Source organism: Streptomyces cupreus (genome assembly GCF_014257025.1).
GTDB lineage: Bacteria > Actinomycetota > Actinomycetes > Streptomycetales > Streptomycetaceae > Streptomyces > Streptomyces cupreus.
Genome location: NZ_JACMSF010000038.1, coordinates 1 through 24417, shown reverse-complemented (window position 1 = coordinate 24417; position 24417 = coordinate 1). Strand labels below are relative to the sequence as shown.

Genomic DNA, 24417 nt, shown 5'->3' with positions numbered 1-24417 from the left:
CACGGACGCCGAACGGCGGATCCGTGCCAGGCACACGCCGGGGAACCGGCGGCCGGCCGGCACGGATCCGCCGATCGCCAACCTTCACCGGAAATCGGAGCCAACCATGACCATCCCTCTCTCCCCGGAGCCTTCGTCCTTCGTGGACTCCGGGCTGCTGTCCCCGGTGCGGGCGGGTACGCCCGTGGAGGCGGCGGTGTCCGACGAGGCCTGGCTGTCGGCCATGGTCGAGGCCGAGACCGCGCTCGTCCGGGCGCAGGCCCGCCTCGGCACCGTGCCGGAGTCCGCGGCACGCGCGATCGTCGACGCGGCCGACCCCGAGCGCCTCGACCTCGTCGCCCTCGCCCACGCGGCCCGGGAGACGGCCAACCCCGTCGTCGGGTTCGTGAAGGCGCTGACCGCCGTGGTCGCCGCGCGGGACCCGGCCGCCGCCGAGTATGTGCACCGCGGCTCGACCAGCCAGGACATCCTGGACACGGCCACGATGCTGATCGTCCGGCGGGCCGCCGGACTCGTCCGCGCCGACCTCGACCGCTGCGTCGCCGCCCTGGAGCGGCTGGCCCGCACCCACCGGGCCACCCCGATGGCGGGCCGCACCCTCACCCTGCACGCCGTGCCCACCACCTTCGGCCTGAAGGCGGCCGGCTGGCTTCAGCTGGTGACCGACGCCCGTCGCCGCCTGGACGAGCTGGCCGCTTCCCTGCCCGTCGAGTTGGGCGGTGCCGCCGGCACCCTCGCCGGCTATCTGGAACACGCCGGCGGCCCCGGCGACGACTACGCCGACCGCCTGGTGGAGGCGTACGCGCGCGAGACCGGCCTGGCCCCGGCCGCACTGCCCTGGCATGTGTTGCGGACACCCATAGCCGACACGGGCGCGGTGTGTGCCTACCTCACCTCCGCGCTGGGCAAGATCGCCGTCGACGTCCAGTCGATGGCCCGCACCGAGGTCGGCGAGGTCACCGAACCGGCGGTGGCCGGACGCGGCGCCTCCTCGGCCATGCCGCACAAGCGGAACCCGGTGCTCGCCACGCTGATGCGCTCGGCCGCGCTCCAAGTCCCACAGCTCGCCGCCGTGTTGTACGGCACGATGCTCGCGGAGGACGAGCGTTCGGGCGGTGCCTGGCACGCGGAGTGGGGGCCTCTGCGGGAGTGCCTGCGGCTGGCGGGCGGTTCGGCGCACACGGCGGCTGAGCTGCTGGAGGGCCTCACGGTCGACGCCGGGCGCATGCGCGCGAACCTCGACCTGACGGGGGGACAGATCGTCTCCGAGCGGATCGCGGCCGTACTGACCCCGCTGCTCGGCAAGGCTGAGGCGCGGGCGCTGCTGACGCGGGCCTCGCACGAGGCGGCGGACCGTGGGACGGGCCTGGCGGAGGTCCTCGCGGCGGCCGATGAGGTGACGCGGCATCTGACCGCGGCGGAGCTGGAGGCGTTGCTGGATCCGGCACGGTACGTGGGTGCCGCTCCGGGCCTGGTGGACCGGGCGGTGGGCACGGGGACGGTCGTACGGGACACGGCGGTTCTCGGTACGTCCGTCCCCGACCGGTCGGCAGCATGAGCACATGCCCCGGACCTCAGCCGTTGGCGGCTCCTTGAACGGTCCTTGACCACTCTTCACCAGCCTGGGGGTATGAATCGCGAAACCGCCGCGGAACGGCGGCAGCTGCTCGACACCCTGCAAGGTCTGCTCGACGCCCTGCCCCGCCCCGCGGACGGGGCGCCGCTGCGGGCCGAGGACGTCCTGGCGTACCTGGAGACGGGCCGGGGCAGGCAGTCGGGCGCCGTGGTCGCCCGCCCCGCGGCCACCGCGGACGGGGACGCGGCCGTGGAGGCGTCGCTGCGGCTGGTGATCGAGGCGTTCACGGCGTTTCTGAGCGCGCGGGGAGACCGGGCCGGGCCACGCTGACACCTGCACAGGCCCCGGGTTGTCCACAGGGGCTGACGCGTTTCCGTCCCCCCGCTGTACCGTCGGCACGAGTTGATGTTCGTGCGGGCCGGAGGCGGTTCGGGTGCGGGGGAGGCGGTCGGTGTGGTCGACGTCGGTGCGAGGGCGACCTCGGAGGAAGGCGCGGGGTCCCGGCGGCTGCCCCGGGTGCGCGGATTCGCCGAGTGGCCGGGGAACGGCGCCGCGAAGCAGGAGGGCAAGGCCCTGCGGGACCGTGTTCCGCGCAGTACGCACGCACTCCTCGATCTGGACCCGGGCCGCCCCGACGCGCTCGCGGCGGTGGAGGAGTCCAACCGCGGCCGTATCCCCGAGCTCACGCCGATTCGGGTGGGCCGGATGGCGGCGACGCCCTTCGCCTTCCTGCGCGGCTCGGCCGGCCTGATGGCCCACGACCTGGCCCGCACCCCCATGACCCGCGTCCTCGCCCAGATCTGCGGCGACGCCCACGCGGCGAACTTCGGTCTGTACGGCGACGCCCGCGGCGGCCTGGTCATCGACCTGAACGACTTCGACGAGACGCTGCTCGGACCCTGGGAGTGGGACCTGAAGCGGCTCGCGGCCTCGCTGGTGCTCGCGGGCCGGGAGGCGGGCGCGTCCGAGGACACCTGCCGCAAGGCGGCGCACGACGCGGTGGGGGCGTACCGGCGGACGATGCGGCTGCTCGCCAAGCTCCCGGTGCTGGACGCGTGGAACGCCATCGCGGACGAGGAACTGGTCTCCCACACCGACGCCCATGACCTCCTCGGCACGCTGGAGCGGGTGGCCGAGAAGGCGCGCTCCAACACCAGCGGCCGGTTCGCGGCGAAGTCGACGGAGCCGACCGAGGACGGCGGCCGTCGCTTCGTGGCCGCACCGCCGGTACTGAGCCGGACACCGGACGAGGAGGCGGCGGCGGTGGCCGCGTCGCTGGAGGAGTACGTCGCGACGCTCTCGGAGGACCGTCTTCCGCTGCTGGCCAGGCACGCGGTGCACGACGTGGCGTTCCGGGTCGTGGGCACGGGCAGTGTGGGCACCCGCTCCTACGTCGTCCTCCTCCTCGACCATCGAGGCGAACCTCTGGTCCTCCAGGTGAAGGAGGCCCGCGCCTCCGCCCTCCTCCCGCACCTGGCGACGGCCGGCTTCGACACCCCGAAGGTGGAACACGAGGGCCGCCGAGTGGTCCTGGGCCAGAAGCGCATGCAGGTGGTCAGCGACATCCTCCTGGGCTGGACGACGGTCGAGGGCCGCCCCTTCCAGGTACGCCAGTTCCGCAACCGCAAGGGCAGCGTGGACCCGGCGGCTCTCTCCCCCGGTCAACTGGACGACTACGGCCGCATGACCGGCGCCCTCCTCGCCCGAGCCCACACCCACAGCGCGGACCCGCGTGTGATCGCGGGCTACTGCGGCAAGAACGAGGAACTGGACGAGGCGATGGCAACCTTCGCGGTGTCCTACGCCGACCGCACGGAAGCAGACCACGCGGACCTGGTGACGGCGGTACGGGCGGGGAGGATCGCGGCGGAGACGGGGGTGTGAGGTACGCCGAGCCCGACGGGCGGGGGTCGGTGAGCCGACGGGAGTTCCAGGTGGAGCTGTCCCGGCCGACTGTCCCGAAGCCCCGAAGTCGTGATCGCCCGACCGGTGCGGTCGAGCGGTGGCCTAGGCTGGGCGGGTGACGACCCCGGAAGCCGATCAGTCCCAGCCCGACGAGGAGACCGCCCCGCGGCCCGAGGAGCGGCTGGAGCGGGCCGTTCGGGCTGCTGAGCAGGCCTTGATCGAGTACGAGATCGCCGTGGAGACCTTCCGCGTCGAAGTCGAGAACTTCTCCCGGCTGCACCACCAGAAGCTCGGCCCGATGTACGCCCGTCTCGACGAGCTGGAAGCTCAGATCGCCGAGGCCAGGGCCGCGCGTTCCGGCGATCCGGAGGACGTGCGCAAGGCGCAGGAGGCGCGGGCGCGGGTCATGCCGATGCCGGGGGTCGAGGAGCTGTTCCACGGCTGGATGGACGGCGAGGGTCTGTTCCCGGAGGCGTCCGCGATGCTCACGGACCAGCCGGTACGGCCCCCGCAGCGGGTGCGCCCCAGCGAGGAGGCCCGCAAGCTCTACCGCGAGCTCGCCCGCAAGGCCCACCCCGACCTGGCCCAGGAGGACGAGGAGCGAGCGCGCCGGGAGGAGTTCATCACCAGGGTGAACGCCGCGTACGCCCGGGGCGACGAGGCCCTCCTGCGGGAACTGGCCGAGGAGTGGGCGGCGGGCCCGGCCCCCAAGGACCGGCAACCGAGCCCCGCCGAGGAGCTCTACGCCCGCCTGGAGTGGCTCTCCCAGCGCAAGGAGCTGCTCACCTTGGTCGTACGGGAGCTGGAGGAGAGCGCGATCGGCTCCATGCTGAAGCTCGCTCCGGACGACCCGGACAAGCTGCTCGAGGAGATCGCGGAGCAGTTGCTGGCGGATGTTTCCGCACGTGAGGCGGAACTGGCGGAACTGCTCTCCCCACCCTCCGGTAGCGTCTGAACCATGCATTTCGGATCAGGCGTGCCCACGGTCGAGGTCACGGACCTCAAGGACGGCGACTTCCTTCTGGACGTCCGCGAGGACGACGAGTGGCAGGCGGGCCATGCCGAGGGGGCGCTGCACATCCCCATCAGCGAGTTCGTCGCCCGCTACGGCGAGCTGACCGAGGCCGCCCCGCAGGACGGCCGGGTCAATGTGATCTGCCGTTCCGGAGGCCGTTCCGCCCAGGTCGCGATGTACCTGGTCCAGCAGGGCATCGACGCGGTGAACGTCGACGGCGGCATGCAGGTCTGGGCGGCGGCGGGCCGACCGGTCGTGACGGACGAGGGCGAGCAGGGCTTCGTCCTGTAGCCGTGACTCAGGCCAGATAGCCCCCGCCTCAGGCCAGGGGGTGCGCGGCCAGCAAGTCCCCCAGCGCCTCCTCGTGCGCCGCCGCCGGCCCGAGCGCCAGCTCCAGCTGTTTGGCCCACGCGTGATACCGGTGCAGCGGGTAGTCGACGTCGGCCCCGAACCCCCCGTGCAGATGCTGTGCCGTCTGCACGACCCGCCGTACCCCTTCCGAGGCCCAGATCTTGGCCACGGCGACATCCCCGGCGACCGGCAGCGCCCCCGGCGCCCGCGCGGTGATCCGCCACGCGGCCTGCCAGAGCGTGGCCTCCATCGCGCGTAGGTCGATGTACCGGTCGGCGGCCTGCACGGCGACCGCCTGGAAGGTGGCGAGGGGGTGGCCGAACTGTTCCCGCTTGCCCGTGTACTCGCTGGTCATCCGCAGGACCCGGCTGCCGAGACCGAGCGCCAGCGCACACGTCCCCACCGTCAACAGCTCCCGCAGCCGCTCCCAGGCCCCCTCCGCCTCCACCACATCCCGCTCCGCGAGCCGCACGGAGTCAAGGCGCAGCTCCCCGAGCCGCTCCCCGCTGGTGGAGTACTGCTCGGCGAGACCGACCCCCGCATGCCCGCGCGGTACGACCCCAAGGACCGTCCGATCCCCGTCCGCGCACGCCGGAACGACGACGAGATCGGCGTCGTACGCCCAGGAAACGGCCGTCTGCGCACCGTCCAGCACCCACCCCGCACCGTCCCGCCGCGCGGTCACCGCGAGCTCCGCCGGATCGTGCCCGGTGCGCCCGTGCGCGGCGACGGTCAGCACGGCCTCCCCCCGCCCGGCCCGTGCGAGCAGGCCGGAGGTCAGCTCCTGACCGCCGTACGCCTGGAGGACGGCGAGCGCCGCGCTGTGCTCCAGCAGCGGCACCCGGGCCAGCACCCCCGCCGCCTCCCGCAGCACCAGACACAGCGCGACGGCGTCGAGCCCCGCCCCGCCGTGCTCCTCGGCGAGCAGCAGGCTCAGCAGATCGGCGTCGGCGAGCCGGGCCCACAGCGCGCGGTCGAAGTCCTCGGCCACCGCGCCCGGGGTGAGCGCGGGACTCGGCACGGCGTCCGGCGCGACCCCGGCGAACACCCCCCGCGCCGCCTCGGCCGCCGCCTGCTGCTCCTCGGTGAAGGAAAAGTCCACGGTCCCTGCCCTCCCGCGCACACGGATATCTGACGGTGCGTCAAGATAGAACAGGTTCTAGAAGAAGGGAACGGCAGGGACTGAGCCGCCCACCGGCCGTTCGGCGGACGTGACCTCTTCGTGAGCCGGGCGCCGTAAGGTGTCCCCCCGAGGCAGGGCCGCCCGGGGAGGTGCTGCCGGGACCGGGATCGGGAAAGGGGGCGGAATGGACGCGTACGACACAGCGGGCGACGCCCGCCACGGGCCGGGGCCCGAGCCCGCGCCCCGCAAAGGCGTGGCCGCCCTCTCCCTGCGCTACCAGATCGCCGCCGCCCTCGCGCTCGCCGTCGTCGCGGTGGCCGTCTGTGTGCACATAGGCATGGTCTTCCTGCACGTCGCGCCATCGAACACGGTCAGCAAGAAGCACGGCCCGGCCATCGAGGACTGGATCTATCCCGAGTTCGAGCAGAACTGGAAGCTCTTCGCGCCCAACCCGCTCCAGCAGAACATCGCCGTCCAGGTACGCGCCGAGATCCGCGAGCCGGACGGCGGCATACGCACCACCGGCTGGTACGACCTGTCCGCCCACGACGGCCGGGACATCGACGGCAACCTCCTGCCGAGCCACACCCAGCAGAACGAACTGCGCCGCGCCTGGGACTTCCTCGTCGCCACCCACGACAACGACAACCGCCCGGTCGGCCTGCGCGGCGACCTCGCCGAGTCGTATCTGCGCCGGATCGTGGTCCTGCGCCTGGACCGCGAGGACGCGGCCGGACCCGGGGGACTCGTCGAGCGCGTCCAGATCCGCTCCCGCACCACCAACGTCCGCCCGCCCGAGTGGAGCCAGGAGCAGGTGTCGGACAAGCCGATGTACCGGGAGCTGCCCTGGTGGGAGGTCCCCGAGGACGAGGCCGAGGGGGATCCGGCATGAACCGCTTCGCCCTCGCGCTCTCGGCCGGCATCGCCCGGGTCACCGAGTGCGCCCTCGGCCCGTACCAGACGGCCGTGGTCCGGATCGGCTTCGCCGCGACCTGGCTGCTCTTCCTGCTGCGGGAGCTGCCCCACCGCCACGAGCTGTACGGCCCCGGCGGCCCCTGGAGCTTCGACCTCGCCCAGCAGCTGATCGGCACGAACGGCGCCTTCACGGCGCTGATCTGGACCGACGGCCGCCTCTGGTTCGAGGTGGTCTACGCCCTCGCCGTCCTCTTCGCCGTCCTGCTCCTGCTCGGCTGGCGCACCCGCACGATGTCCGTCCTGTTCATGGTCGGCGTGCTCTCGCTGCAGAACCGCTCCATCTTCATGGGAGACGGCGGCGACAACGTCCTGCATCTGATGTCGATGTACCTGGTCTTCACCCGCTGCGGCCGGGTCTGGTCCCTGGACGCGCGCAGGGCGGACCGGGAACAGGCGGCACGCGCGCGTGGCGAGCGGGTGACCGACCGGGTGGGGCCCGCCCTGTGGGCCGTACTGGGATTCGTGCTGGTCGCGGCCACGCTCGCGGGCCGGCTCGACGGCGACCTGACCGTGCCGCTCATCCTGTGGACGGTATGGATCGCCCAGGCCGTGTGGTGGGTCGTCGGGCACCGGGCGCGCACCGCCGAACCGCGCGTCCTGCTCGACGTGATCGCGAACATCGTGCATAACGGCGCCCTGTTCGTGATCATGGCCGAGGCCTGTCTGATCTACGCCACCGCAGGCTGGTACAAGATCCAGGGCTCCCGCTGGCAGGACGGCACCGCCGTCTACTACCCGCTGCACCTGGACTACTTCTCCCCCTGGCCCGCGCTCGCCGACGCCCTCTCGGCCAGCGGCACCATGGTGATGCTGGTGACGTACGGGACGGTCCTGGTCCAGGTCGCCTTTCCGTTCACGCTGTTCAACCGGCGGGTCAAGAACGTCCTGCTGGCCGCCATGATCTTCGAGCACGCGGTGATCGCCGTCGTGCTGGGCCTGCCGTTCTTCTCGCTGGCGATGATCGCGGCGGACGCGGTCTTCCTGCCGACGACGTTCCTGCGCCGCCTGGGCGCCTGGGCGGCACGCGTGCGTGTACGGCGGGCCGACCGCGCGGCGCTTCCCCGGCCCCGCAGCCCGGAGAACCCCGAGCAGGCCCACGTAGGCTCCCCGTCATGACCACCCCCGTCACCACCTGGCACCGCCTCGCCGACACCGCCGTACTCCTGGACGGTTTCCACGCCCTCAAGCACGCGGTGCGCTTCGGGGCCGAGGTCCCGGTGGCGGTGGCGACGGACCGGCGGGCGGCCCTCGCCCTGGCCGACGAGCTGGCCCCGGACGTACGGGACACGCTGGCCGCGCTCCTCACGGAGGTCCCGGAGGAGACATACCGGTCCCTGGTCCCGCGCCCGCATCCCACGGCCGTGGCGGCTCTGGCGGTACGACCGTCCCGTGCGGCAAACCTGGAGCTGCTGGCCCGCGCCCCGCGCACTGCCCCCGTGGTGCTCCTCGACCACCCGCGCAACCTCGGCAACGCGGGCGCCGTGATCCGCCTGGCGGCGGGCTTCGGCGCGACGGGCGTCGTCACGACCGGCACCCTCGACCCCTGGCACCCCACGGTCGTACGCGGTGGCGCGGGCCTGCACTTCGCGACGGCGGTGGAACGTCTGACGGCGGACGAACTCCCCGAGGGCCCGCTGTTCGCCCTGGACCCCGAGGGCGACGACATCCGGGGCACCAAGCTCCCGGATGACGCCGTCCTGGCCTTCGGCTCGGAACGCAGCGGCCTGTCGCCCGAGGTCCGCACGCGCGCGGACCACCTGCTGTCCCTGCCGATGCGCCCGCAGGTGTCCAGCTACAACTTGGCGACGAGCGTCGCGATGACGCTGTACCACTGGAGCGCGTTCAGGGGCTCTTAGGCCTCCCGCCGCACCTCCACCACGCGGAAGCGATTCGCGACGAACGCCCCATCCGTGAGAGCGGAGTTGGCGGCAGGATTGCCGCCGGAGCCGTGGAAGTCGGAGAACGCCGCCGTCTGGTTGACGTACACCCCGCCCGTCAGGTTCAGCGACAGCTGGGCCGCCTCCTCCAGGCAGGCCTCCTGCACCGCCGCCTCGACCTCCGGGTCGACGGTGTACGCCCCCACCGTCATCGCGCCCTTCTCCCGGACCGTCCGCCGCAGCAGCTCCACCGCGTCGCCGGCCGAGTCGACCGCCACCGCGAAGGACACCGGCCCGAAGCACTCGCTCATGTACGCGGCCTCGTCGTCCGGCTTGGCCCCGTCCAGCTTGACGATGACCGGCGTACGGACGACCGCGTCCGGGAAGTCCGGGTTGCTGATCCCGCGGGAGGCGAGGGCGACTTCGCCCAGTCCCGCCGCGGCTTCGAGACGCGCCTTGACGTCCGGGTTCACGATCGCGCCGAGCAGTGCGTTCGCGCGGGCGTCGTCACCGAGGAGCCCGTCCACCGAGCGAGCCAGATCGGCGACGACCTCGTCGAAGGTCCGCGGACCGTCCTCCGTGCGGATCCCGTCCCGGGGGATCAGCAGGTTCTGCGGCGTCGTGCACATCTGCCCGCTGTACAGCGACAGCGAGAAGGCGAGGTTGGACAGCATCCCCTTGTAGTCGTCGGTCGACTCCACGAGCACCGTGTTGACGCCGGCCTTCTCCGTGTAGACCTGCGCCTGACGGGCGTTGGCCTCCAGCCAGTCGCCGAAGGAGGTCGAACCGGTGTAGTCGATGATCCGGATCTCGGGGCGCACGGCGAGCGTCTTGGCGATGCCCTCGCCGGGCCGCTCCGCGGCGAGCGCGACGAGGTTCGGGTCGAACCCGGCCTCGGCCAGTACTTCGCGCGCGACCTGGACGGTGAGCGCGAGCGGCAGCACCGCGCGCGGGTGCGGCTTCACCAGCACCGCGTTGCCGGTGGCCAGGGACGCGAAAAGCCCCGGGTAGCCGTTCCAGGTCGGGAAGGTGTTGCAGCCGATCAGCAGGGCGATCCCGCGCGGCACCGGCGTGAACGCCTTGGTCAGGGCGAGGGGGGCCTTCTTGCCCTGCGGCTTGGTCCACTCGGCGGTGTCGGGGGTGCGGACCTGCTCCACGTACGCGTACGCCACCGCCTCGAGGCCGCGGTCCTGCGCATGCGGGCCGCCCGCCTGGAACGCCATCATGAACGCCTGCCCGGAGGTGTGCATGACCGCGTGCGCGAACGCGTGGGTGCGGTCGCTGATCCGCTTGAGGATCTCCAGACAGACCACCGCGCGGATCTCCGCGCCCGCGTCCCGCCAGGCCCGCTGTCCGGCCTTCATGGCGGGCAGCAGCACGTCCACGTCCGCGTGCGGGTACTCCACGCCGAGCGCGAGGCCGTAGGGGGAGACCTCGCCGCCCACCCAGCCGTCGGTGCCGGGCTGGCCGAGGTCCAGGCGGGTGCCGAGGAGGGCGTCGAAGGCGGCCTTGCCCGCCGCCATGTCCAGGCTGCCGCTCTCGCCGTAGGCCTTGGGGTGCTCGGGGTGCGGGGACCAGTACGCGCGCGTGCGGATGGCTTCGAGCGCCTGGTCGAGGGTGGGCCGGTGCTTGGCGATCAGGTCGTGGGCGGTCAGGGCGGCGGCCATGCGGGACCAACTCCTTGTTTCAAGAACTCTCCGTCGAGTTCATGACCTGGGCAGAAACATGGGCAGGAATGGGCGGTCAGAGTTAGAGTAACCGAACGATCGGTCGGTTCAAGGGGGTCCGCCGCATCTGTGGAAAGCCCCGTGCGGGAGGATCGCGCACATGACAGCACTCGACCTCAGCAGCCCCGTGGCCGTCGTCGGCACCGGCACCATGGGCCAGGGCATCGCCCAGGTCGCGCTGGTCGCCGGCCACCCCGTACGGCTGTACGACGCCGCGCCCGGGAAAGCCCGGGAAGCGGCCGCCGCAATCCGCGCCCGCCTGGACCGGCTCGTCGAGAAGGACCGCCTGACCGGCGCCGACCGGGACGCGGCGCACGCCCGGCTGCTGCCCGCCGAGCACCTCACCGACCTCGCCGACTGCGCCCTGGTCGTCGAGGCCGTCCTGGAGCGCCTCGACGTCAAGCAGGAACTCTTCCGCGCGCTGGAGGAGGTCGTCGCCGACGACTGCCTGCTCGCCACCAACACCTCCTCGCTGTCCGTCACCGCCATCGGCGGCGCCCTCGCGAACCCCGGCCGCTTCGTGGGCCTGCACTTCTTCAACCCCGCCCCGCTGCTGCCGCTCGTCGAGGTCGTCTCCGGGTTCGCCACCGACGTCACCTCGGCCACGCGCGCGTACGAGACGGCCCGCGCCTGGGGCAAGACCCCGGTCGCCTGCGCCGACACCCCCGGCTTCATCGTCAACCGCATCGCACGGCCCTTCTACGCCGAGGCCTTCGCCGTCTACGAGGCCCAGGGCGCCGACCCCGCCACCATCGACGCGGTCCTGCGCGAGTGCGGCGGCTTCAAGATGGGCGCCTTCGAACTGACCGACCTGATCGGGCAGGACGTCAACGAGTCCGTCACTCACTCGGTGTGGCAGTCCTTCTTCCAGGACGTCCGCTTCACGCCCTCCCTCGCCCAGCGCCGCCTGGTCGAGTCCGGCCGCCTCGGCCGCAAGAGCGGACAGGGCTGGTACGACTACGCAGAGGGCGCCGACCGCTCCGAACCGCACACCGCCGAGCGCGAACGCCCGCCCGCGTACGTCGTCGCCGAGGGCGACCTCGGCCCCGCCGCCGAACTGCTCACGCTGCTGCGCGAGGCGGGCATCTCCGTGCGCGAGGAGGACGAGGACCACGGCACCCGGCTCGTCCTGCCGGGCGGCGGCCAGCTGGCGCTCGCCGACGGACAGACCTCGGTGGAGTTCCGCGACGTCGTCTACTTCGACCTCGCGCTCGACTACCGCCGCGCCACCCGGATCGCCCTGTCCGCCTCCCAGGACACCTCCCCGGTGACCCTCACCGAGGCGATCGGCCTGTTCCAGGCGCTCGGCAAGGACGTCAGCGTCATCGGCGACGTGCCCGGCATGATCGTCGCCCGCACGGTCGCCCGCATCGTCGACCTCGCCCATGACGCGGTCGCCAAGGGCGTGGCCACCGAGGAGGACGTCGACACGGCGATGCGCCTCGGCGTCAACTACCCGCTCGGGCCCTTCGAGTGGAGCCGCAGGCTGGGCCGCAACTGGGCCTACGCCCTCCTCGACGACCTCCATCTGCGCGACCCCTCCGGGCGGTATGCGCCCTCCCTCGCGCTGTACCGGCACGCGTACGCCACGGACAAGCGGGAGGGCAACGGCTCATGACCACCGCCAAGCGGGACACGTACACCCCCGAGACGCTGCTGTCGGTGGCCGTCCAGGTCTTCAACGAGCGCGGCTACGACGGCACCTCCATGGAGCATCTGTCCCGCGCGGCCGGCATCTCCAAGTCGTCGATCTACCACCACGTCACCGGCAAGGAGGAGCTGCTGCGCCGCGCGGTGAGCCGGGCGCTGGACGGCCTCTTCGGGATCCTCGACGAGGAGCACGCGCGCGTGGGGCGCGCCTCGGACCGCCTGGAACATGTCGTACGGCGCATGGTCGAGGTACTGATATCCGAGCTGCCGTACGTGACGCTGCTGCTGCGGGTGCGCGGCAACACCGACACCGAGCGGTGGGCCCTGGAGCGGCGCCGCGACTTCGACCACAAGGTCGCCGAGCTGCTGAAGGCGGCGGCCGCCGACGGGGACGTACGCGGCGATGTGGAGGTGCGGCTCGCCACCCGGCTCGTCTTCGGGATGATCAACTCCATCGTGGAGTGGTACCGCCCGGACAGCCGGGGCATGAGCGAGCGCGAGGTCGCCGACGCCGTCGTACAGGTGGTCTTCGGCGGACTGCGCCGGGCCGCCTGAGTCAGCCCTGCGGCTCCAGGTCCTCCTCCTCGAACACCAGCAGGGTGCGGGTGCTGAGCACCTCGGGGATGGCCTGGAGCCGGGTGAGCACCAGTTCGCGCAGCGCCCGGTTGTCGGGCGTGTGCACCAGCAGCAGGACATCGAAATCGCCCCCCACCAGCGCGATGTGCGAGGCCCCCGGCAACTGCCTGAGCTGCTCGCGCACGGTGCGCCAGGTGTTCTGCACGATCTTCAAGGTGATGTACGCCGACGTCCCGTGCCCGGCGCGCTCATGGTCGACGCGGGCGCCGAAGCCCCGGATGACGCCGTCCTCGATGAGGCGGTTGATGCGCGCGTAGGCGTTGGCGCGCGAGACATGCACCCGCTCGGCGACCGACCGTATCGAGGCCCGGCCGTCCGCCTGGAGCATCTGGAGGATGTCCTGATCGATGGCGTCGAGAGGACGTGGCGGTGGCAGGGCACCGCCCTCGGGACTCTCGGCCATTTGTTCAGGTGCCATGTCCCCCCGCCTCCCTGTCGTGGACGTACTGCGTTCATTTCAGGGTGTGGAGAACCGTTTGTCCACAGCCTGGAGGGGCCTGTAGCCAAAATGTGCCGACGACCGAACAATCGGTAGGTGAGGCGGGTCACAGCCGACACGCCTCCCGTAGCCGCTCCCACGAGGAGGTGCCGTCATGACGGTCATGGAGCAGCGAGGCGCGTACCGGCCATCGCCGCCGCCCGCCTGGCAGCCCCGTACCGACCCCGCGCCGCTGCTGCCCGACGCGGAGCCCTACCGCGTCCTCGGCACCGAAGCGGCCGCCAAGGCCGACCCCGGCCTGCTGCGCCGCCTCTACGCCGAACTGGTGCGCGGCCGTCGGTACAACACCCAGGCCACCGCCCTGACCAAGCAGGGCCGGCTCGCCGTCTACCCGTCCAGCACCGGCCAGGAGGCCTGCGAGGTCGCCGCCGCGCTCGCCCTGGAAGAGCGCGACTGGCTCTTCCCCAGCTACCGCGACACCCTCGCGGCCGTCGCCCGAGGTGTGGACCCCGTCCAGGCGCTCACCCTGCTGCGCGGCGACTGGCACACCGGCTACGACCCGCGCGAGCACCGCGTCGCCCCCCTGTGCACGCCGCTCGCCACCCAGCTGCCGCACGCCGTCGGGCTCGCTCACGCCGCCCGCCTCAAGGGCGACGACGTGGTCGCGCTCGCCCTGGTCGGCGACGGCGGCACCAGCGAGGGCGACTTCCACGAGGCGCTGAACTTCGCCGCCGTCTGGCAGGCGCCGGTCGTCTTCCTCGTCCAGAACAACGGCTTCGCGATCTCCGTCCCGCTCGCCAAGCAGACCGCGGCCCCGTCGCTGGCCCACAAGGCCGTCGGCTACGGCATGCCGGGACGGCTGGTCGACGGCAACGACGCCGCCGCCGTGCACGAGGTGCTGACCGATGCCGTGCGCCACGCGCGCGCGGGCGGCGGCCCCACCCTGATCGAGGCGATCACCTACCGGATCGACGCCCACACCAACGCCGACGACGCCACCCGCTACCGCGGCGACTCCGAGGTCGAGACCTGGCGCGGACACGACCCGATCGCCCTGCTGGAGCACGAGCTGACCGAGCGCGGCCTGCTCGACGAGGCCGGCAAACAGGCCGCGATGGACGCCGCCGAGGCGATGGCCGCCGACCTGCGCGAGCGCATGAACCAGGACCCGCGGCTCGACCCCAGGGACCTGTTCGCCCAGGTGTACGCCGAGCCCACCCAGCAACTGCGGGAACAGCAGGCCCAGTTGCAGGCCGAGCTCGACGCCGAGTCGGAAGGGTCGCACCGATGACCACCGTCGCCCTCAAGCCGGCCACCATGGCGCAGGCCCTCACACGCGCGCTGCGCGACGCCATGGCGGACGACCCGTCCGTGCACGTCATGGGCGAGGACGTCGGCACCCTCGGCGGCGTCTTCCGGGTCACCGACGGACTCGCCAAGGAGTTCGGCGAGGACCGCTGCACCGACACCCCGCTCGCCGAGGCCGGCATCCTCGGCACCGCCGTCGGCATGGCGATGTACGGCCTGCGCCCGGTCGTGGAGATGCAGTTCGACGCCTTCGCGTACCCCGCGTTCGAGCAGCTGATCAGCCATGTCGCGAGGATGCGCAACCGCACCCGCGGCACCATGCCCCTGCCCATCACCATCCGCGTGCCCTACGGCGGCGGCATCGGCGGCGTCGAGCACCACAGCGACTCCTCCGAGGCGTACTACATGGCGACCCCGGGGCTCCATGTCGTCACCCCCGCCACCGTCGCCGACGCCTACGGCCTGCTGCGCGCATCGATCGCCTCCGACGACCCGGTCGTCTTCCTGGAGCCGAAGCGTCTGTACTGGTCGAAGGACTCCTGGAACCCGGAGGACCCGCAGAGCGTTGAACCGATCGGCCGCGCGGTGGTGCGGCGCTCGGGCCGGAGCGCCACGCTCATCACGTACGGTCCGTCCGTTCCCGTCTGCCTCGAAGCCGCCGAGGCGGCCCGGGAGGAAGGGTGGGACCTGGAGGTCGTCGACCTGCGCTCGCTGGTGCCGTTCGACGACGAGACGGTCTGCGCCTCGGTACGACGGACCGGGCGAGCGGTCGTCGTGCACGAGTCGGGCGGGTTCGGCGGCCCGGGAGGGGAGATCGCGGCCCGCGTCACGGAGCGCTGCTTCCACCATCTGGAGGCGCCGGTGCTCCGGGTTGCCGGGTTCGACATCCCCTACCCGCCGCCGATGCTGGAGCGTCACCACTTGCCCGGCGTGGACCGGATCCTGGACGCCGTGGGGCGTCTGCAATGGGAGGCCGAGAGCTGATGGCACAGGTGTTGGAGTTCAAGCTCCCCGATCTCGGCGAGGGGCTCACCGAGGCGGAGATCGTGCGCTGGCTGGTGCAGGTCGGCGATGTCGTCGCCGTGGACCAGCCGGTCGTCGAGGTCGAGACGGCCAAGGCGATGGTCGACGTCCCCTGCCCCTACGCCGGCGTGGTCACCGCCCGCTTCGGCGAGGAGGGCACCGAGCTGCCCGTCGGGGCGCCGCTGATCACGGTCGCCGTGGGAGCACCGGTCTCCGGCGGTGAGACCGAGGGGTCGGGCAATGTGCTGGTGGGTTACGGCACGTCGGAGGCACCGGCGCGGCGCAGGCGGGTACGCCCGGCGCAGCCGTCGGCGAACGGCACGGCCGCCGTGCATGAGGCGCCGGAGGTGCCGCAGACGCCGGAGGTGCCGGAGGGGCCGGTTCCGGTGATCTCCCCCCTCGTCCGCCGCCTCGCCCGCGAGAACGGCCTCGACCTGCGCGAACTGACCGGCTCGGGCCCCGAGGGCCTGATTCTGCGCGCCGACGTGGAGTACGCCCTTCGCGCCGCCGCCGCGCGCGGACGTACCGCCGCTCCCGCGGCCCCTGCCCCCGCCGTCCCCGTCACGACCGGCGAGATCCGCACCCCCCTCAAGGGCATCCGCGGCGCCGTCGCCGACAAGCTCTCCCGCAGTCGGCGTGAGATCCCCGACGCGACCTGCTGGGTGGACGCCGACGCCACCGAGCTGATGCGCGCCCGCGGTGCGATGAACGCGGCAGGCGGCCCGAAGATCTCCCTCCTGGCCCTGCTGGCCCGCATCTGCACCGCCGCCCTCGCCCGGTTCCCCGAGCTCAACTCCAGCGTGGACATGGAGGCCAAGGAGGTCGTCCAGTACGACCACGTCCACCTCGGCTTCGCCGCGCAGACCGAGCGGGGCCTGGTCGTCCCGGTCGTACGGGACGCCCACGCGCGGGACGCCGAGTCGCTGACCGCCGAGTTCGCCCGGCTCACCGAGTCGGCCCGCACCGGCGCGCTGACGCCGGCGGAACTCACCGGCGGCACCTTCACGCTGAACAACTACGGCGTGTTCGGCGTCGACGGCTCCACCCCGATCATCAACCACCCCGAGGCCGCGATGCTCGGCGTCGGCCGCATCGTCCCCAAGCCGTGGGTGCACGAGGGCGAGCTCGCGGTGCGCCAGGTCGTACAGCTCTCGCTCACCTTCGACCACCGGGTCTGCGACGGCGGCACGGCGGGCGGCTTCCTGCGCTATGTGGCGGACTGCGTGGAACAGCCGGCGGTGCTGCTGCGCACACTATGAGTGCGCGTGCTCCCCGCCGTTCCGTGTGATCGCCGGGGCACGCATACTCAGGGTGTGACCGCGTACGAGCCCCCGGTCGACCCGGGCATTGAGGCGTACGACGCCGTCGTGCTCGCCGGGGGCGCAGCCCGGCGGCTCGGCGGCGCCGACAAACCCGGCCTGAGCGTGGGCGGGCGCCCGCTGCTGGACCGGGTGCTCGCCGCCTGCGCCGACGCGCGCACCACCGTCGTCGTCGCCGACCCCAGGCCCACCGCCCGCCCGGTGACCTGGGCCCGCGAGGACCCGCCCGGCGGCGGCCCGCTCGCCGCCCTCGACGCCGGCCTGCGCCACACCACCGCGGACCACGTCGTCGCGCTCTCCGCCGACCTGCCGTTCCTCGAAGAGGGCACCGTACGGCGACTGCTGGCCGCGCTGCGGGACGGTACGGAAGACGGTGTGCTGCTCACCGACGCCGACGGCCGCGACCAGCCCCTGGTCGCCGCGTACCGCGCACCGGTGCTGCGCGAGGGCCTCGCCGCGATCGTCAAGGAGTACGGCGGCCTCACCGGCCTGCCCCTGCGCCGGCTCACCGCAGGGCTCCGCCTCAGCCGCGTCCCCGACCCCGTCGCGTCCTTCGACTGCGACACCTGGGACGACATCGCCACCGCCAGGGCACGTATCAGGGAGCATGGGCACGTGTTGGATGAATGGATTTCCGCAGTCAAGGACGAGCTGGGCATCGACCTCGACGTCGACATCAAGGTCCTGCTGGACCTGGCCCGCGACGCCGCCCACGGAGTGGCGCGGCCCGCGGCCCCGCTGACCACCTTCCTCGTCGGCTACGCGGCAGCGCAGGCCCAAGGCGGTCCCGAGGCGGTCGCCGAGGCCGCCCGCAAGGCCGCGGACCTCGCCGCGCGCTGGGCGTCGGAGCAGACCCCGAGCGCAGGCACGGACGCGGAGCCGAACGCCACCCCGGACGCCGGATGACCGCCCGCAGCGTCCGGCACGACGAGGACGCCGAGGACCTCGACGTCGAGGAGGTGCTCGCACTCGTGAAGGAGAACCCCCCCACCGGCGACCACACACCCGCCCCGAGGCACCGGCCGGCCGCCCCTCAGGAGCACCGGACCGAGCGCCACCGGGCCACCCCCTGGCCCGAGGCCCGCACCATCGCGGCCGGCGCGGGCCGCCGGCGCGGCGCCCGCCGCGCCCCCGTCTCCGTGCCCCTCGAAGAATCGCTCGGCCTGACCCTCGCCGTCCCCCTCACCGCCCTCACCGACCTGCCTTCCTTCGACACCTCCGCGATGGACGGCTGGGCGGTCGCCGGACCCGGCCCCTGGGACGTACGGGAGACCGGTGTCCTGGCCGGGCACGCCGAACCCGCGCCGCTCACCGACGGCGAGGCGGTCCGCATCGCCACCGGCGCCCGGATCCCCCTGGACACCACCGCCGTCCTGCGCAGCGAGCACGGCCGCACCGACGACAAGGGCCGGCTGCACACCACCCTCCCCCACTCTCGGCTTCGCTCGACCGGGGGGACCCCCACCCTGCACCAAGGCCAGGACATCCGCCCCCGTGGCCAGGAGTGCCGCTCCGGCGACCAACTGCTCCCCGTCGGCACCCTGATGACCCCGGCCGTCCTCGGCCTCGCCGCCGCCGCGGGCTATGACACCCTCACCGCCGTACCCCGGCCGCGCGTCGACGTACTCGTGCTGGGCGACGAACTGCTCACCGAGGGGCGGCCGCACGACGGGCTGATCCGGGACGCGCTCGGCCCGATGCTCCCGCCCTGGCTGCGGGCGCTCGGCGCCGAGGTCACCACCGTGCGCCGGCTCGGCGACGACGCCGAGGCGCTCCACAAGGCCATCGCCTACTCCGAGGCCGACCTGATCGTCACCACCGGCGGTACCGCCTCCGGACCCGTGGACCATGTCCACCCCACCCTGCGCCGCCTCGGCGCCGAACTCCTGGTCAACGGCGTCAAGGTGCGCCCGGGCCACCCCATGCTGCTGGCCCGCACCAAGGAGAACCAGCACCTCGTCGGCCTGCCCGGCAACCCCCTCGCGGCCGTCTCCGGTCTGCTGACGCTCGCCGAGCCCCTCCTGCGCACCCTCGCGGCCCGCCCCGCCCCCGAGCCGTACACGCTGCCGTTGCAGGACGCGGCGCACGGGCATCCGTACGACACCCGGCTCATCCCCGTGGTGCTGCGCGGTGACCATGCCGTGCCGCTGCACTACAACGGCCCGGCGATGCTGCGGGGCGTCGCGGCCGCCGACGCCCTGGCCGTCGTACCGCCGGGCGGTACCGGGGCCGGGGAGGAGGCGGAACTGCTGGACCTGCCCTGGGCGTCCTCAGGCATCGGGGTGTGTTTCACGTGAAACTTCCGGGCCAGGACGTCATCGCGCGCCGGCCGGACGAACGTGTGGTGACCCATCGGGTGAAGCTGCCGAGGAAGGTGGTGGCGCACCCGTTCCGCCAGGTCGCCAAGCGGGTGGTCATGGCGCTGACGCTGCTGGTGGCGACCGCGCTCGTCGTCTACGCCGACCATGACGGCTACAACGACAACTCCGACGGTTCCGTCGACCTGCTCGACGCCTTCTACTACGCGACCGTCAGCCTCTCCACCACGGGATACGGCGACATCACCCCCGTCAGTGACGGCGCCCGGCTCACCAACATCTTCGTCATCACGCCCATGCGAGTGCTGTTCCTGATCATCCTGGTCGGCACCACGCTGGAGGTCCTCACCGAGCGCACCCGGGAGGAATGGCGTCTGAACCGCTGGAGGTCCGCCTTGCGGGACCACACCGTCGTCGTCGGCTTCGGCACCAAGGGCCGCTCGGCGATCCAGACCGTCTGCGCCACGGGCCTGAAGAAGGAACAGGTCATCGTGGTCGACCCCAGCACCAAGGTGATCGACGCGGCGACCGCCGAGGGCTACGCGGGCATCGTGGGCGACGCCACCCGCAGCGATGTGCTGATGCGGGCCGAGGTGCACCGGGCCCGGAAGATCATCATCGCCACCCAGCGCGACGACACCGCCGTCCTGGTGACACTGACGGCCCGCCAGCTCAACCGCGGGGCGAAGATCGTGGCCGCGGTCCGCGAGGAGGAGAACGCCCCGCTGCTCAAGCAGTCCGGTGCCGACGCGGTCATCACCAGCGCGAGCGCGGCCGGCCGGCTGCTCGGTCTGTCGGTGCTCAGCCCCGCAGCCGGCATGGTGATGGAGGACCTGATCCAGCAGGGCAGCGGGCTCGACATCGTCGAACGGCCGGTCATAAAGGCCGAGGTGGGCAAGGGGCCCAGGGAGACATCGGACCTGGTGGTCAGCGTCGTACGGGGGCATCGGGTGCTCGGATACGACGACCCGGCCGTCGGCACCCTTCAGGCAACGGACCGGCTCATCACCATCGTCCGGGCGACGCCGGGCACACAGGTCGCGCCCGACGCCCGCCCGATCCCCCAGGACTGAGGGCCTCCGAGGGCTACTTGCGGTTGTACAGCCGCATCGTGATCGGCCCGAAGACCAGCACGAACAGTCCGGCCCACCCCAGCGACCAGGCGATCTCGTCGGCCGGCCAGTCGCCCGCCATCAACTCCCGCACCGCGGAGGACAGATGGGTGATGGGGCTGTTGTTGACGAACGCCTGGAGCCAGCCCGGCATGGTCTTCGGGTCGACGAAGATGTTCGACAGGAAGGTCAGCGGGAACAGCACCATCATGCTGACGCCCATCACCGACTTCTCGCTGCGCAGCAGCAGCCCGAACATCGTCCAGACCCACGAGAACGCGAACGAGAAGGCGACCAGCAGCGCGACCCCGGCGAGGACACCGCCCACCCCGCCGTCCGGTCGGTAGCCGATGATCATGCCGACCGTGAGCATCACGAGGGACGCGATGGTGTACCGCAGGGCGTCACCGAGCAGATAGCCGACCATCGTCGACGGCCGCCAGATGGGCAGCGACCGGAACCGGTCGAAGACGCCCTTCTCGATATCGGTGTTGACCGAGACACCGGTGTACATCGTGATCATCACCACCGACATCACCAGGATGCCCGGCAGCAGGAACTGGATGTACTCCTTCGGGGACCCGGCCAGGGCGCCCCCGAACAGGTACGTGTACATCAGCACCATCATGATCGGGAACGCGGTGACGTCGAAGAGCTGCTCCGGCACATGCTTGATCTTCAGCACCGCCCGCCAGCCGAAGGTCAGCGAGGCCGACAGCGCGCTCGGCCGGGGCGGCCGCTCACCGCTCACCAGCAGCGCGGCGAGCGACTCGGCGCTGACGGGGGCGAGGTCCTTGCTGTCGGTCGTGGTCGCGGTGCTCACGCCGCCACCTCCTCGGAAGTCTGTGTGCCGTGTCCGGTGAGGGCGAGGAAGACCTCGTCCAGGCTGGGCTGGCCCAGCGAGAAGTTGTCGACGGTGACGCCGGTACGGGCCAGTTCGGCGAGCGCCCGCGAGGCCTGCTCCGCCGCGCTGTCGCTGCTCGCCGAGGCGAGACGGGCCGTCAGCGCCACGGGATCCGGCTCCAGTTGGACGTCCGCGTCGAGCGCGAGACGCAGCACGCGCTCCGCCTCCGGCCGCTGCTCGGGATCCCGCAGCCGCAGATGGACGGATCCGGCGCCGACGGACGCCTTCAGCTCGCCCTTGGTGCCCTCGGCGATCACCTTGCCGTGGTCGATGACCGCGATCCGGGAGGCCAGCTGGTCGGCCTCGTCCAGGTACTGCGTGGTCAGCAGCACGGTCGTGCCCTGGGCGACCACCGCGCGCACGATGTCCCACACCTGGTTGCGGCTGCGCGGGTCGAGCCCGGTCGTCGGCTCGTCGAGGAAGAGCAGATCGGGGGTGCTGAGAATGGACGCGGCGATGTCGATACGGCGCCGCATGCCGCCCGAGTAGTGCTTGACCTGCTTGCCGGCGGCCTCCGTGAGCCCGAAGGCCGCCAGGAGCTGCTCGCTGCGCCGCCGCGCGGCCTGCTTGCCATGGCCGAGGAGCCGGCCCAGCAGCACCAGGTTCTCGGTGCCGGTGAGGTCCTCGTCGACGGAGGCGTACTGACCGGTCAGACTGACCCGGCCGCGCACCTCGTCGGCTTCGCGCACGACGTCGTGGCCGAAGACATGGGCCTCGCCGCCGTCCGGGCGCAGGAGGGTGGCGAGCATCTTCACGGTGGTGGTCTTCCCGGCGCCGTTCGGGCCGAGGACGCCGTAGACGGTGCCGGCCGGGACCGCCAGATCGACTCCGTCGACGGCCCTGGTCTCGCCGAACGTCTTCACCAGGCCCGCCGTCTCGATGGCCAGGGCTGACGTGTGCTGGCTCATGGTGGGATGTCCTTCCGCGTACATGGGCTACGCATGGGGAGACCTTCACCGTCGCGCAAACTCATCGCTCCCGCACAGGGTTTTCCCGGCAGACCGGTCCAAGGACGGAGAGCGGCCGGGACCGCGGACCGAGGAGCAGGACCGAGGAGTAGCGTCCCTCTCATGCATGCGATCACGATTGAGGAACCCGGCGGGCCCGAGGCGTTGGTCTGGGCCGAGGTGCCGGATCCGGCGCCCGCGGAGGGCGAGGTCCTGGTCGAGGTGGCGGCGAGCGCCGTGAACCGGGCCGACATCCTTCAGCGGCAGGGCTTCTACGACCCGCCGCCCGGCACGTCCCGTTATCCGGGCCTGGAGTGCTCGGGACGCGTCGCCGCGGTCGGCCCCGGGGTCTCCGGCTGGGCCGTCGGCGACGAGGTGTGCGCGCTGCTCTCGGGCGGCGGTTACGCCGAGAAGGTCGTCGTTCCGGCGGGACAGCTGCTGCCCGTGCCCAAGGGCGTCGGTCTGGTGGAGGCGGCGGCGCTGCCCGAGGTGGTCTGCACGGTCTGGTCGAACGTCTTCATGATCGCCCACCTGCGCCCGGGGGAGACACTGCTGGTGCACGGCGGCTCCAGCGGCATCGGCACCATGGCGATCCAGCTCGCCAAGGCCGTCGGCGCGAAGGTCGCGGTCACCGCCGGGACGCGGGAGAAGCTGGACCGGTGCGCCGAGCTGGGCGCGGACATCCTCGTCAACTACAAGGAGCAGGACTTCGTCGAGGAGGTAGGGAAGGCCACCGACGGGGCGGGCGCCGACGTCATCCTCGACAACATGGGCGCCAAGTACCTGGACCGCAATGTCCGGGCCCTCGCGGTCAACGGCCGCCTCGCGATCATCGGCATGCAGGGCGGCGTCAAGGGCGAGCTGAACATCGCCACGCTCCTGAACAAGCGCGCCGCGGTCAGCGCGACCTCTCTGCGGGCCCGCCCGCTGACCGAGAAGACGGCGATCGTGGCGGCCGTGCGCGAGCATGTGTGGCCGCTGCTGGACGGCGGGCATGTGCGTCCGGTGGTCGACCGGGAGGTCCCGATGAGGGAGGCGGCGGCAGCGCACCGGATCGTGGAGGAGAGCGCGCACGTCGGAAAGGTGCTGCTCGTGACGGCGTGACGGATCAGTCGGTACGTCTGAGCCGTAGCCCCACGAAGGCCAGTGCGAGGCCGAGCCCGATCAGTACGAGACCGCTGCCCAGCGGCAGCACCTCAAGGACGGGCTCGGCCCTCACGACCTCCTGCCCGGCGGGCACGGGGGAGCCGGTGGCCTCGGCCGGAGCCGTCGGGGAGGGCTCGGCCAACGGCGTCTCCTCCTCGGCCTCGGGCACGCTCTCCCCCCGCCGCCCGGGCCGCTCCCGCCCCTCCCCGGCCGCGCTCCCGGCCCGGGAGGGCGAGACGGAGGCGGACACGGAAGCCGACGGCGTGCCCTCTTCGCCGTACGCCACCTGGCACCCCCAGCCCGCCACGAGGACGACGGCCAGTCCCGTCGCCCGCACTGTCCGCAGCCATGGAGTCACGGAACAAGCCTTACATCGGCCAATAAGTCAGGCATTCCGGACCCTGCCACCGGGTGACGGAAAGTCCGCGTACGTAAACGGTGGATCACCTGCCACGGGGGGCACCACGCTGATGAGATGTAGGGGTGCGAGAGAATGGCGGCATGGAGATGCCGAGGAACGAAAGGTCGCCGGAGAACCCGCAGATCCTGGTCGTGGGCCAGGACGGCATGGCGCTCAGTGGTGGCACCGCAGACGAGGACTCCCGTGAGATTCCGGTGACGGAGCAGGTGGAGCAGCCCGCGAAGGTCATGCGGATCGGCAGCATGATCAAGCAGCTGCTGGAAGAGGTGCGCGCGGCTCCTCTCGACGAGGCCAGCCGGGTCCGGCTCAAGGAGATCCACGCCAGCTCGGTGAAGGAGCTGGAGGACGGACTCGCCCCTGAGCTGGTCGAGGAACTGGAGCGGCTGTCCCTGCCGTTCACCGACGAGGCGACCCCGTCCGACGCGGAACTGCGTATCGCGCAGGCCCAGTTGGTGGGCTGGCTGGAGGGCCTCTTCCACGGCATCCAGACCACCCTGTTCGCCCAGCAGATGGCGGCCCGGGCCCAACTGGAGCAGATGCGCCGCGCCCTCCCGCCGGGCGTCGGCCACGAGGACGGCGACGACCCCCGCACGGGTGGCCGCTCCGGCGGACCGTACCTGTAGAGACGGCGAAGGGCCCGGCGGG

General features: G+C 72.3%; 24 protein-coding genes. 18 read left to right on the top strand and 6 right to left on the bottom strand.

The genetic code is table 11. The features are described from left to right. The first annotated feature begins 106 nt into the window (after window positions 1–106). The 5 genes from H4N64_RS29240 to H4N64_RS29220 all read left to right on the top strand — a co-directional run bounded on the left by H4N64_RS29240 (window position 107) and on the right by H4N64_RS29220 (window position 4787). Window positions 107–1558, top strand: coding sequence for a nitrosuccinate lyase (locus H4N64_RS29240; RefSeq protein WP_186285434.1), 1452 nt, complete (start codon window positions 107–109; stop codon window positions 1556–1558). 72 nt (window positions 1559–1630) lie between these two features. Further along, window positions 1631–1906 carry a hypothetical protein gene (locus H4N64_RS29235; RefSeq protein WP_186285433.1) on the top strand — a complete coding sequence of 92 codons (276 nt, stop codon included), beginning with the start codon at window positions 1631–1633 and terminating at the stop codon, window positions 1904–1906. Between the two features lie 75 nt (window positions 1907–1981). Then, window positions 1982–3460, top strand: a complete 1479-nt coding sequence (locus tag H4N64_RS29230) for a DUF2252 domain-containing protein (protein ID WP_186285432.1) — start codon at window positions 1982–1984, stop codon at window positions 3458–3460. 136 nt (window positions 3461–3596) lie between these two features. Continuing rightward, on the top strand, window positions 3597–4436 hold the full coding sequence (locus tag H4N64_RS29225; RefSeq protein WP_186285431.1) for a hypothetical protein: 840 nt from the start codon (window positions 3597–3599) through the stop codon (window positions 4434–4436). Between the two features lie 21 nt (window positions 4437–4457). Then, window positions 4458–4787, top strand: a complete 330-nt coding sequence (locus tag H4N64_RS29220) for a rhodanese-like domain-containing protein (RefSeq protein WP_186285486.1) — start codon at window positions 4458–4460, stop codon at window positions 4785–4787. A 28-nt stretch (window positions 4788–4815) separates the two neighbouring features. On the opposite strand, the gene H4N64_RS29215 is transcribed toward H4N64_RS29220, so the two are convergent. Continuing rightward, a complete protein-coding gene (locus tag H4N64_RS29215; RefSeq protein ID WP_186285430.1) occupies window positions 4816–5949 on the bottom strand; it encodes an acyl-CoA dehydrogenase family protein in 1134 nt (377 codons plus the stop codon). A 205-nt stretch (window positions 5950–6154) separates the two neighbouring features. Between H4N64_RS29215 and H4N64_RS29210 the strand changes: the two genes are divergently transcribed. From H4N64_RS29210 to H4N64_RS29200, 3 genes are read left to right on the top strand one after another with little or no spacing between them, the layout of a single operon-like run. After that, window positions 6155–6862, top strand: coding sequence for a DUF5819 family protein (locus tag H4N64_RS29210; protein ID WP_186285429.1), 708 nt, complete (start codon window positions 6155–6157; stop codon window positions 6860–6862). Beyond that, window positions 6859–8061: an HTTM domain-containing protein gene (locus H4N64_RS29205; RefSeq protein WP_186285428.1), complete on the top strand. Its 1203-nt coding sequence runs from the start codon at window positions 6859–6861 to the stop codon at window positions 8059–8061. Before H4N64_RS29210 ends, H4N64_RS29205 begins: the two co-directional genes overlap by 4 nt. Continuing rightward, complete coding sequence (locus tag H4N64_RS29200) at window positions 8058–8801, top strand: TrmH family RNA methyltransferase (RefSeq protein WP_186285427.1); 744 nt, start codon at window positions 8058–8060, stop codon at window positions 8799–8801. The genes H4N64_RS29205 and H4N64_RS29200 overlap by 4 nt, the downstream gene beginning before the upstream one ends. Here the strand turns inward: H4N64_RS29200 and paaN are convergent. Beyond that, entirely contained in the window at window positions 8798–10489 is a 1692-nt protein-coding gene (gene paaN / locus H4N64_RS29195; RefSeq protein ID WP_186285426.1) for a phenylacetic acid degradation protein PaaN, read from the bottom strand. The genes H4N64_RS29200 and paaN overlap by 4 nt on opposite strands. A gap of 160 nt (window positions 10490–10649) precedes the next feature. Here paaN and H4N64_RS29190 point away from each other — a divergent pair, with 160 nt between their 5' ends. Next, window positions 10650–12167, top strand: coding sequence for a 3-hydroxyacyl-CoA dehydrogenase (locus H4N64_RS29190; protein WP_186285425.1), 1518 nt, complete (start codon window positions 10650–10652; stop codon window positions 12165–12167). Next, complete coding sequence (locus H4N64_RS29185; RefSeq protein ID WP_186285424.1) at window positions 12164–12754, top strand: TetR/AcrR family transcriptional regulator; 591 nt, start codon at window positions 12164–12166, stop codon at window positions 12752–12754. The genes H4N64_RS29190 and H4N64_RS29185 overlap by 4 nt, the downstream gene beginning before the upstream one ends. A gap of 1 nt (window position 12755) precedes the next feature. On the opposite strand, the gene H4N64_RS29180 is transcribed toward H4N64_RS29185, so the two are convergent. After that, complete coding sequence (locus tag H4N64_RS29180; protein WP_186285485.1) at window positions 12756–13238, bottom strand: Lrp/AsnC family transcriptional regulator; 483 nt, start codon at window positions 13236–13238, stop codon at window positions 12756–12758. A 190-nt stretch (window positions 13239–13428) separates the two neighbouring features. On the opposite strand from H4N64_RS29180, the gene pdhA reads away from it, so the two are divergent. From pdhA to H4N64_RS29150, 6 genes are read left to right on the top strand one after another with little or no spacing between them, the layout of a single operon-like run. Next, window positions 13429–14565, top strand: coding sequence for a pyruvate dehydrogenase (acetyl-transferring) E1 component subunit alpha (gene pdhA / locus H4N64_RS29175; RefSeq protein WP_186285423.1), 1137 nt, complete (start codon window positions 13429–13431; stop codon window positions 14563–14565). Then, window positions 14562–15566 (top strand): alpha-ketoacid dehydrogenase subunit beta, encoded by a 1005-nt coding sequence (locus tag H4N64_RS29170; RefSeq protein ID WP_186285422.1) that lies wholly within the window; start codon window positions 14562–14564, stop codon window positions 15564–15566. Before pdhA ends, H4N64_RS29170 begins: the two co-directional genes overlap by 4 nt. After that, window positions 15566–16864, top strand: a complete 1299-nt coding sequence (locus H4N64_RS29165; RefSeq protein WP_186285421.1) for a dihydrolipoamide acetyltransferase family protein — start codon at window positions 15566–15568, stop codon at window positions 16862–16864. The genes H4N64_RS29170 and H4N64_RS29165 overlap by 1 nt, the downstream gene beginning before the upstream one ends. 54 nt (window positions 16865–16918) lie before the next feature. Next, window positions 16919–17830, top strand: a complete 912-nt coding sequence (locus tag H4N64_RS29160; RefSeq protein ID WP_186285420.1) for an NTP transferase domain-containing protein — start codon at window positions 16919–16921, stop codon at window positions 17828–17830. Next, a complete protein-coding gene (locus tag H4N64_RS29155) occupies window positions 17827–19221 on the top strand; it encodes a molybdopterin molybdotransferase MoeA (RefSeq protein WP_186285419.1) in 1395 nt (464 codons plus the stop codon). The genes H4N64_RS29160 and H4N64_RS29155 overlap by 4 nt, the downstream gene beginning before the upstream one ends. Then, entirely contained in the window at window positions 19209–20315 is a 1107-nt protein-coding gene (locus H4N64_RS29150) for an NAD-binding protein (RefSeq protein WP_186285418.1), read from the top strand. Before H4N64_RS29155 ends, H4N64_RS29150 begins: the two co-directional genes overlap by 13 nt. A 13-nt stretch (window positions 20316–20328) precedes the next feature. Here the strand turns inward: H4N64_RS29150 and H4N64_RS29145 are convergent, their stop codons facing one another. Both H4N64_RS29145 and H4N64_RS29140 read right to left on the bottom strand, forming a co-directional pair. After that, window positions 20329–21177 carry an ABC transporter permease gene (locus H4N64_RS29145; protein WP_186285417.1) on the bottom strand — a complete coding sequence of 283 codons (849 nt, stop codon included), beginning with the start codon at window positions 21175–21177 and terminating at the stop codon, window positions 20329–20331. Next, window positions 21174–22166 carry an ATP-binding cassette domain-containing protein gene (locus H4N64_RS29140; protein WP_186285416.1) on the bottom strand — a complete coding sequence of 331 codons (993 nt, stop codon included), beginning with the start codon at window positions 22164–22166 and terminating at the stop codon, window positions 21174–21176. The genes H4N64_RS29145 and H4N64_RS29140 overlap by 4 nt, the downstream gene beginning before the upstream one ends. Window positions 22167–22328: 162 nt before the next feature. Here H4N64_RS29140 and H4N64_RS29135 point away from each other — a divergent pair, with 162 nt between their 5' ends. Continuing rightward, window positions 22329–23309 carry an NAD(P)H-quinone oxidoreductase gene (locus H4N64_RS29135; RefSeq protein ID WP_186285415.1) on the top strand — a complete coding sequence of 327 codons (981 nt, stop codon included), beginning with the start codon at window positions 22329–22331 and terminating at the stop codon, window positions 23307–23309. A 4-nt stretch (window positions 23310–23313) separates the two neighbouring features. Here H4N64_RS29135 and H4N64_RS45630 read toward each other — a convergent pair whose 3' ends face one another. Further along, a complete protein-coding gene (locus H4N64_RS45630; RefSeq protein ID WP_186285414.1) occupies window positions 23314–23709 on the bottom strand; it encodes a hypothetical protein in 396 nt (131 codons plus the stop codon). A gap of 143 nt (window positions 23710–23852) precedes the next feature. Here H4N64_RS45630 and H4N64_RS29125 point away from each other — a divergent pair, with 143 nt between their 5' ends. Next, window positions 23853–24395 carry a bacterial proteasome activator family protein gene (locus H4N64_RS29125; protein ID WP_186285413.1) on the top strand — a complete coding sequence of 181 codons (543 nt, stop codon included), beginning with the start codon at window positions 23853–23855 and terminating at the stop codon, window positions 24393–24395. Window positions 24396–24417: the final 22 nt, after the last annotated feature.

Excerpts from the sequence above, each read along its gene's own strand:
- H4N64_RS29240 (WP_186285434.1), top strand. The coding sequence starts at position 107 with ATGACCATCCCTCTCTCCCCGGAGCCTTCGTCCTTCGTGGACTCCGGG.
- H4N64_RS29235 (WP_186285433.1), top strand. The coding sequence starts at position 1,631 with ATGAATCGCGAAACCGCCGCGGAACGGCGGCAGCTGCTCGACACCCTG.
- H4N64_RS29230 (WP_186285432.1), top strand. The coding sequence starts at position 1,982 with ATGTTCGTGCGGGCCGGAGGCGGTTCGGGTGCGGGGGAGGCGGTCGGT.
- H4N64_RS29210 (WP_186285429.1), top strand. The coding sequence starts at position 6,155 with ATGGACGCGTACGACACAGCGGGCGACGCCCGCCACGGGCCGGGGCCC.
- H4N64_RS29205 (WP_186285428.1), top strand. The coding sequence starts at position 6,859 with ATGAACCGCTTCGCCCTCGCGCTCTCGGCCGGCATCGCCCGGGTCACC.
- H4N64_RS29200 (WP_186285427.1), top strand. The coding sequence starts at position 8,058 with ATGACCACCCCCGTCACCACCTGGCACCGCCTCGCCGACACCGCCGTA.
- paaN (WP_186285426.1), bottom strand. The coding sequence starts at position 10,489 with ATGGCCGCCGCCCTGACCGCCCACGACCTGATCGCCAAGCACCGGCCC.
- H4N64_RS29190 (WP_186285425.1), top strand. The coding sequence starts at position 10,650 with ATGACAGCACTCGACCTCAGCAGCCCCGTGGCCGTCGTCGGCACCGGC.
- H4N64_RS29185 (WP_186285424.1), top strand. The coding sequence starts at position 12,164 with ATGACCACCGCCAAGCGGGACACGTACACCCCCGAGACGCTGCTGTCG.
- H4N64_RS29180 (WP_186285485.1), bottom strand. The coding sequence starts at position 13,238 with ATGGCCGAGAGTCCCGAGGGCGGTGCCCTGCCACCGCCACGTCCTCTC.
- pdhA (WP_186285423.1), top strand. The coding sequence starts at position 13,429 with ATGACGGTCATGGAGCAGCGAGGCGCGTACCGGCCATCGCCGCCGCCC.
- H4N64_RS29170 (WP_186285422.1), top strand. The coding sequence starts at position 14,562 with ATGACCACCGTCGCCCTCAAGCCGGCCACCATGGCGCAGGCCCTCACA.
- H4N64_RS29165 (WP_186285421.1), top strand. The coding sequence starts at position 15,566 with ATGGCACAGGTGTTGGAGTTCAAGCTCCCCGATCTCGGCGAGGGGCTC.
- H4N64_RS29155 (WP_186285419.1), top strand. The coding sequence starts at position 17,827 with ATGACCGCCCGCAGCGTCCGGCACGACGAGGACGCCGAGGACCTCGAC.
- H4N64_RS29140 (WP_186285416.1), bottom strand. The coding sequence starts at position 22,166 with ATGAGCCAGCACACGTCAGCCCTGGCCATCGAGACGGCGGGCCTGGTG.
- H4N64_RS29135 (WP_186285415.1), top strand. The coding sequence starts at position 22,329 with ATGCATGCGATCACGATTGAGGAACCCGGCGGGCCCGAGGCGTTGGTC.
- H4N64_RS29125 (WP_186285413.1), top strand. The coding sequence starts at position 23,853 with ATGGAGATGCCGAGGAACGAAAGGTCGCCGGAGAACCCGCAGATCCTG.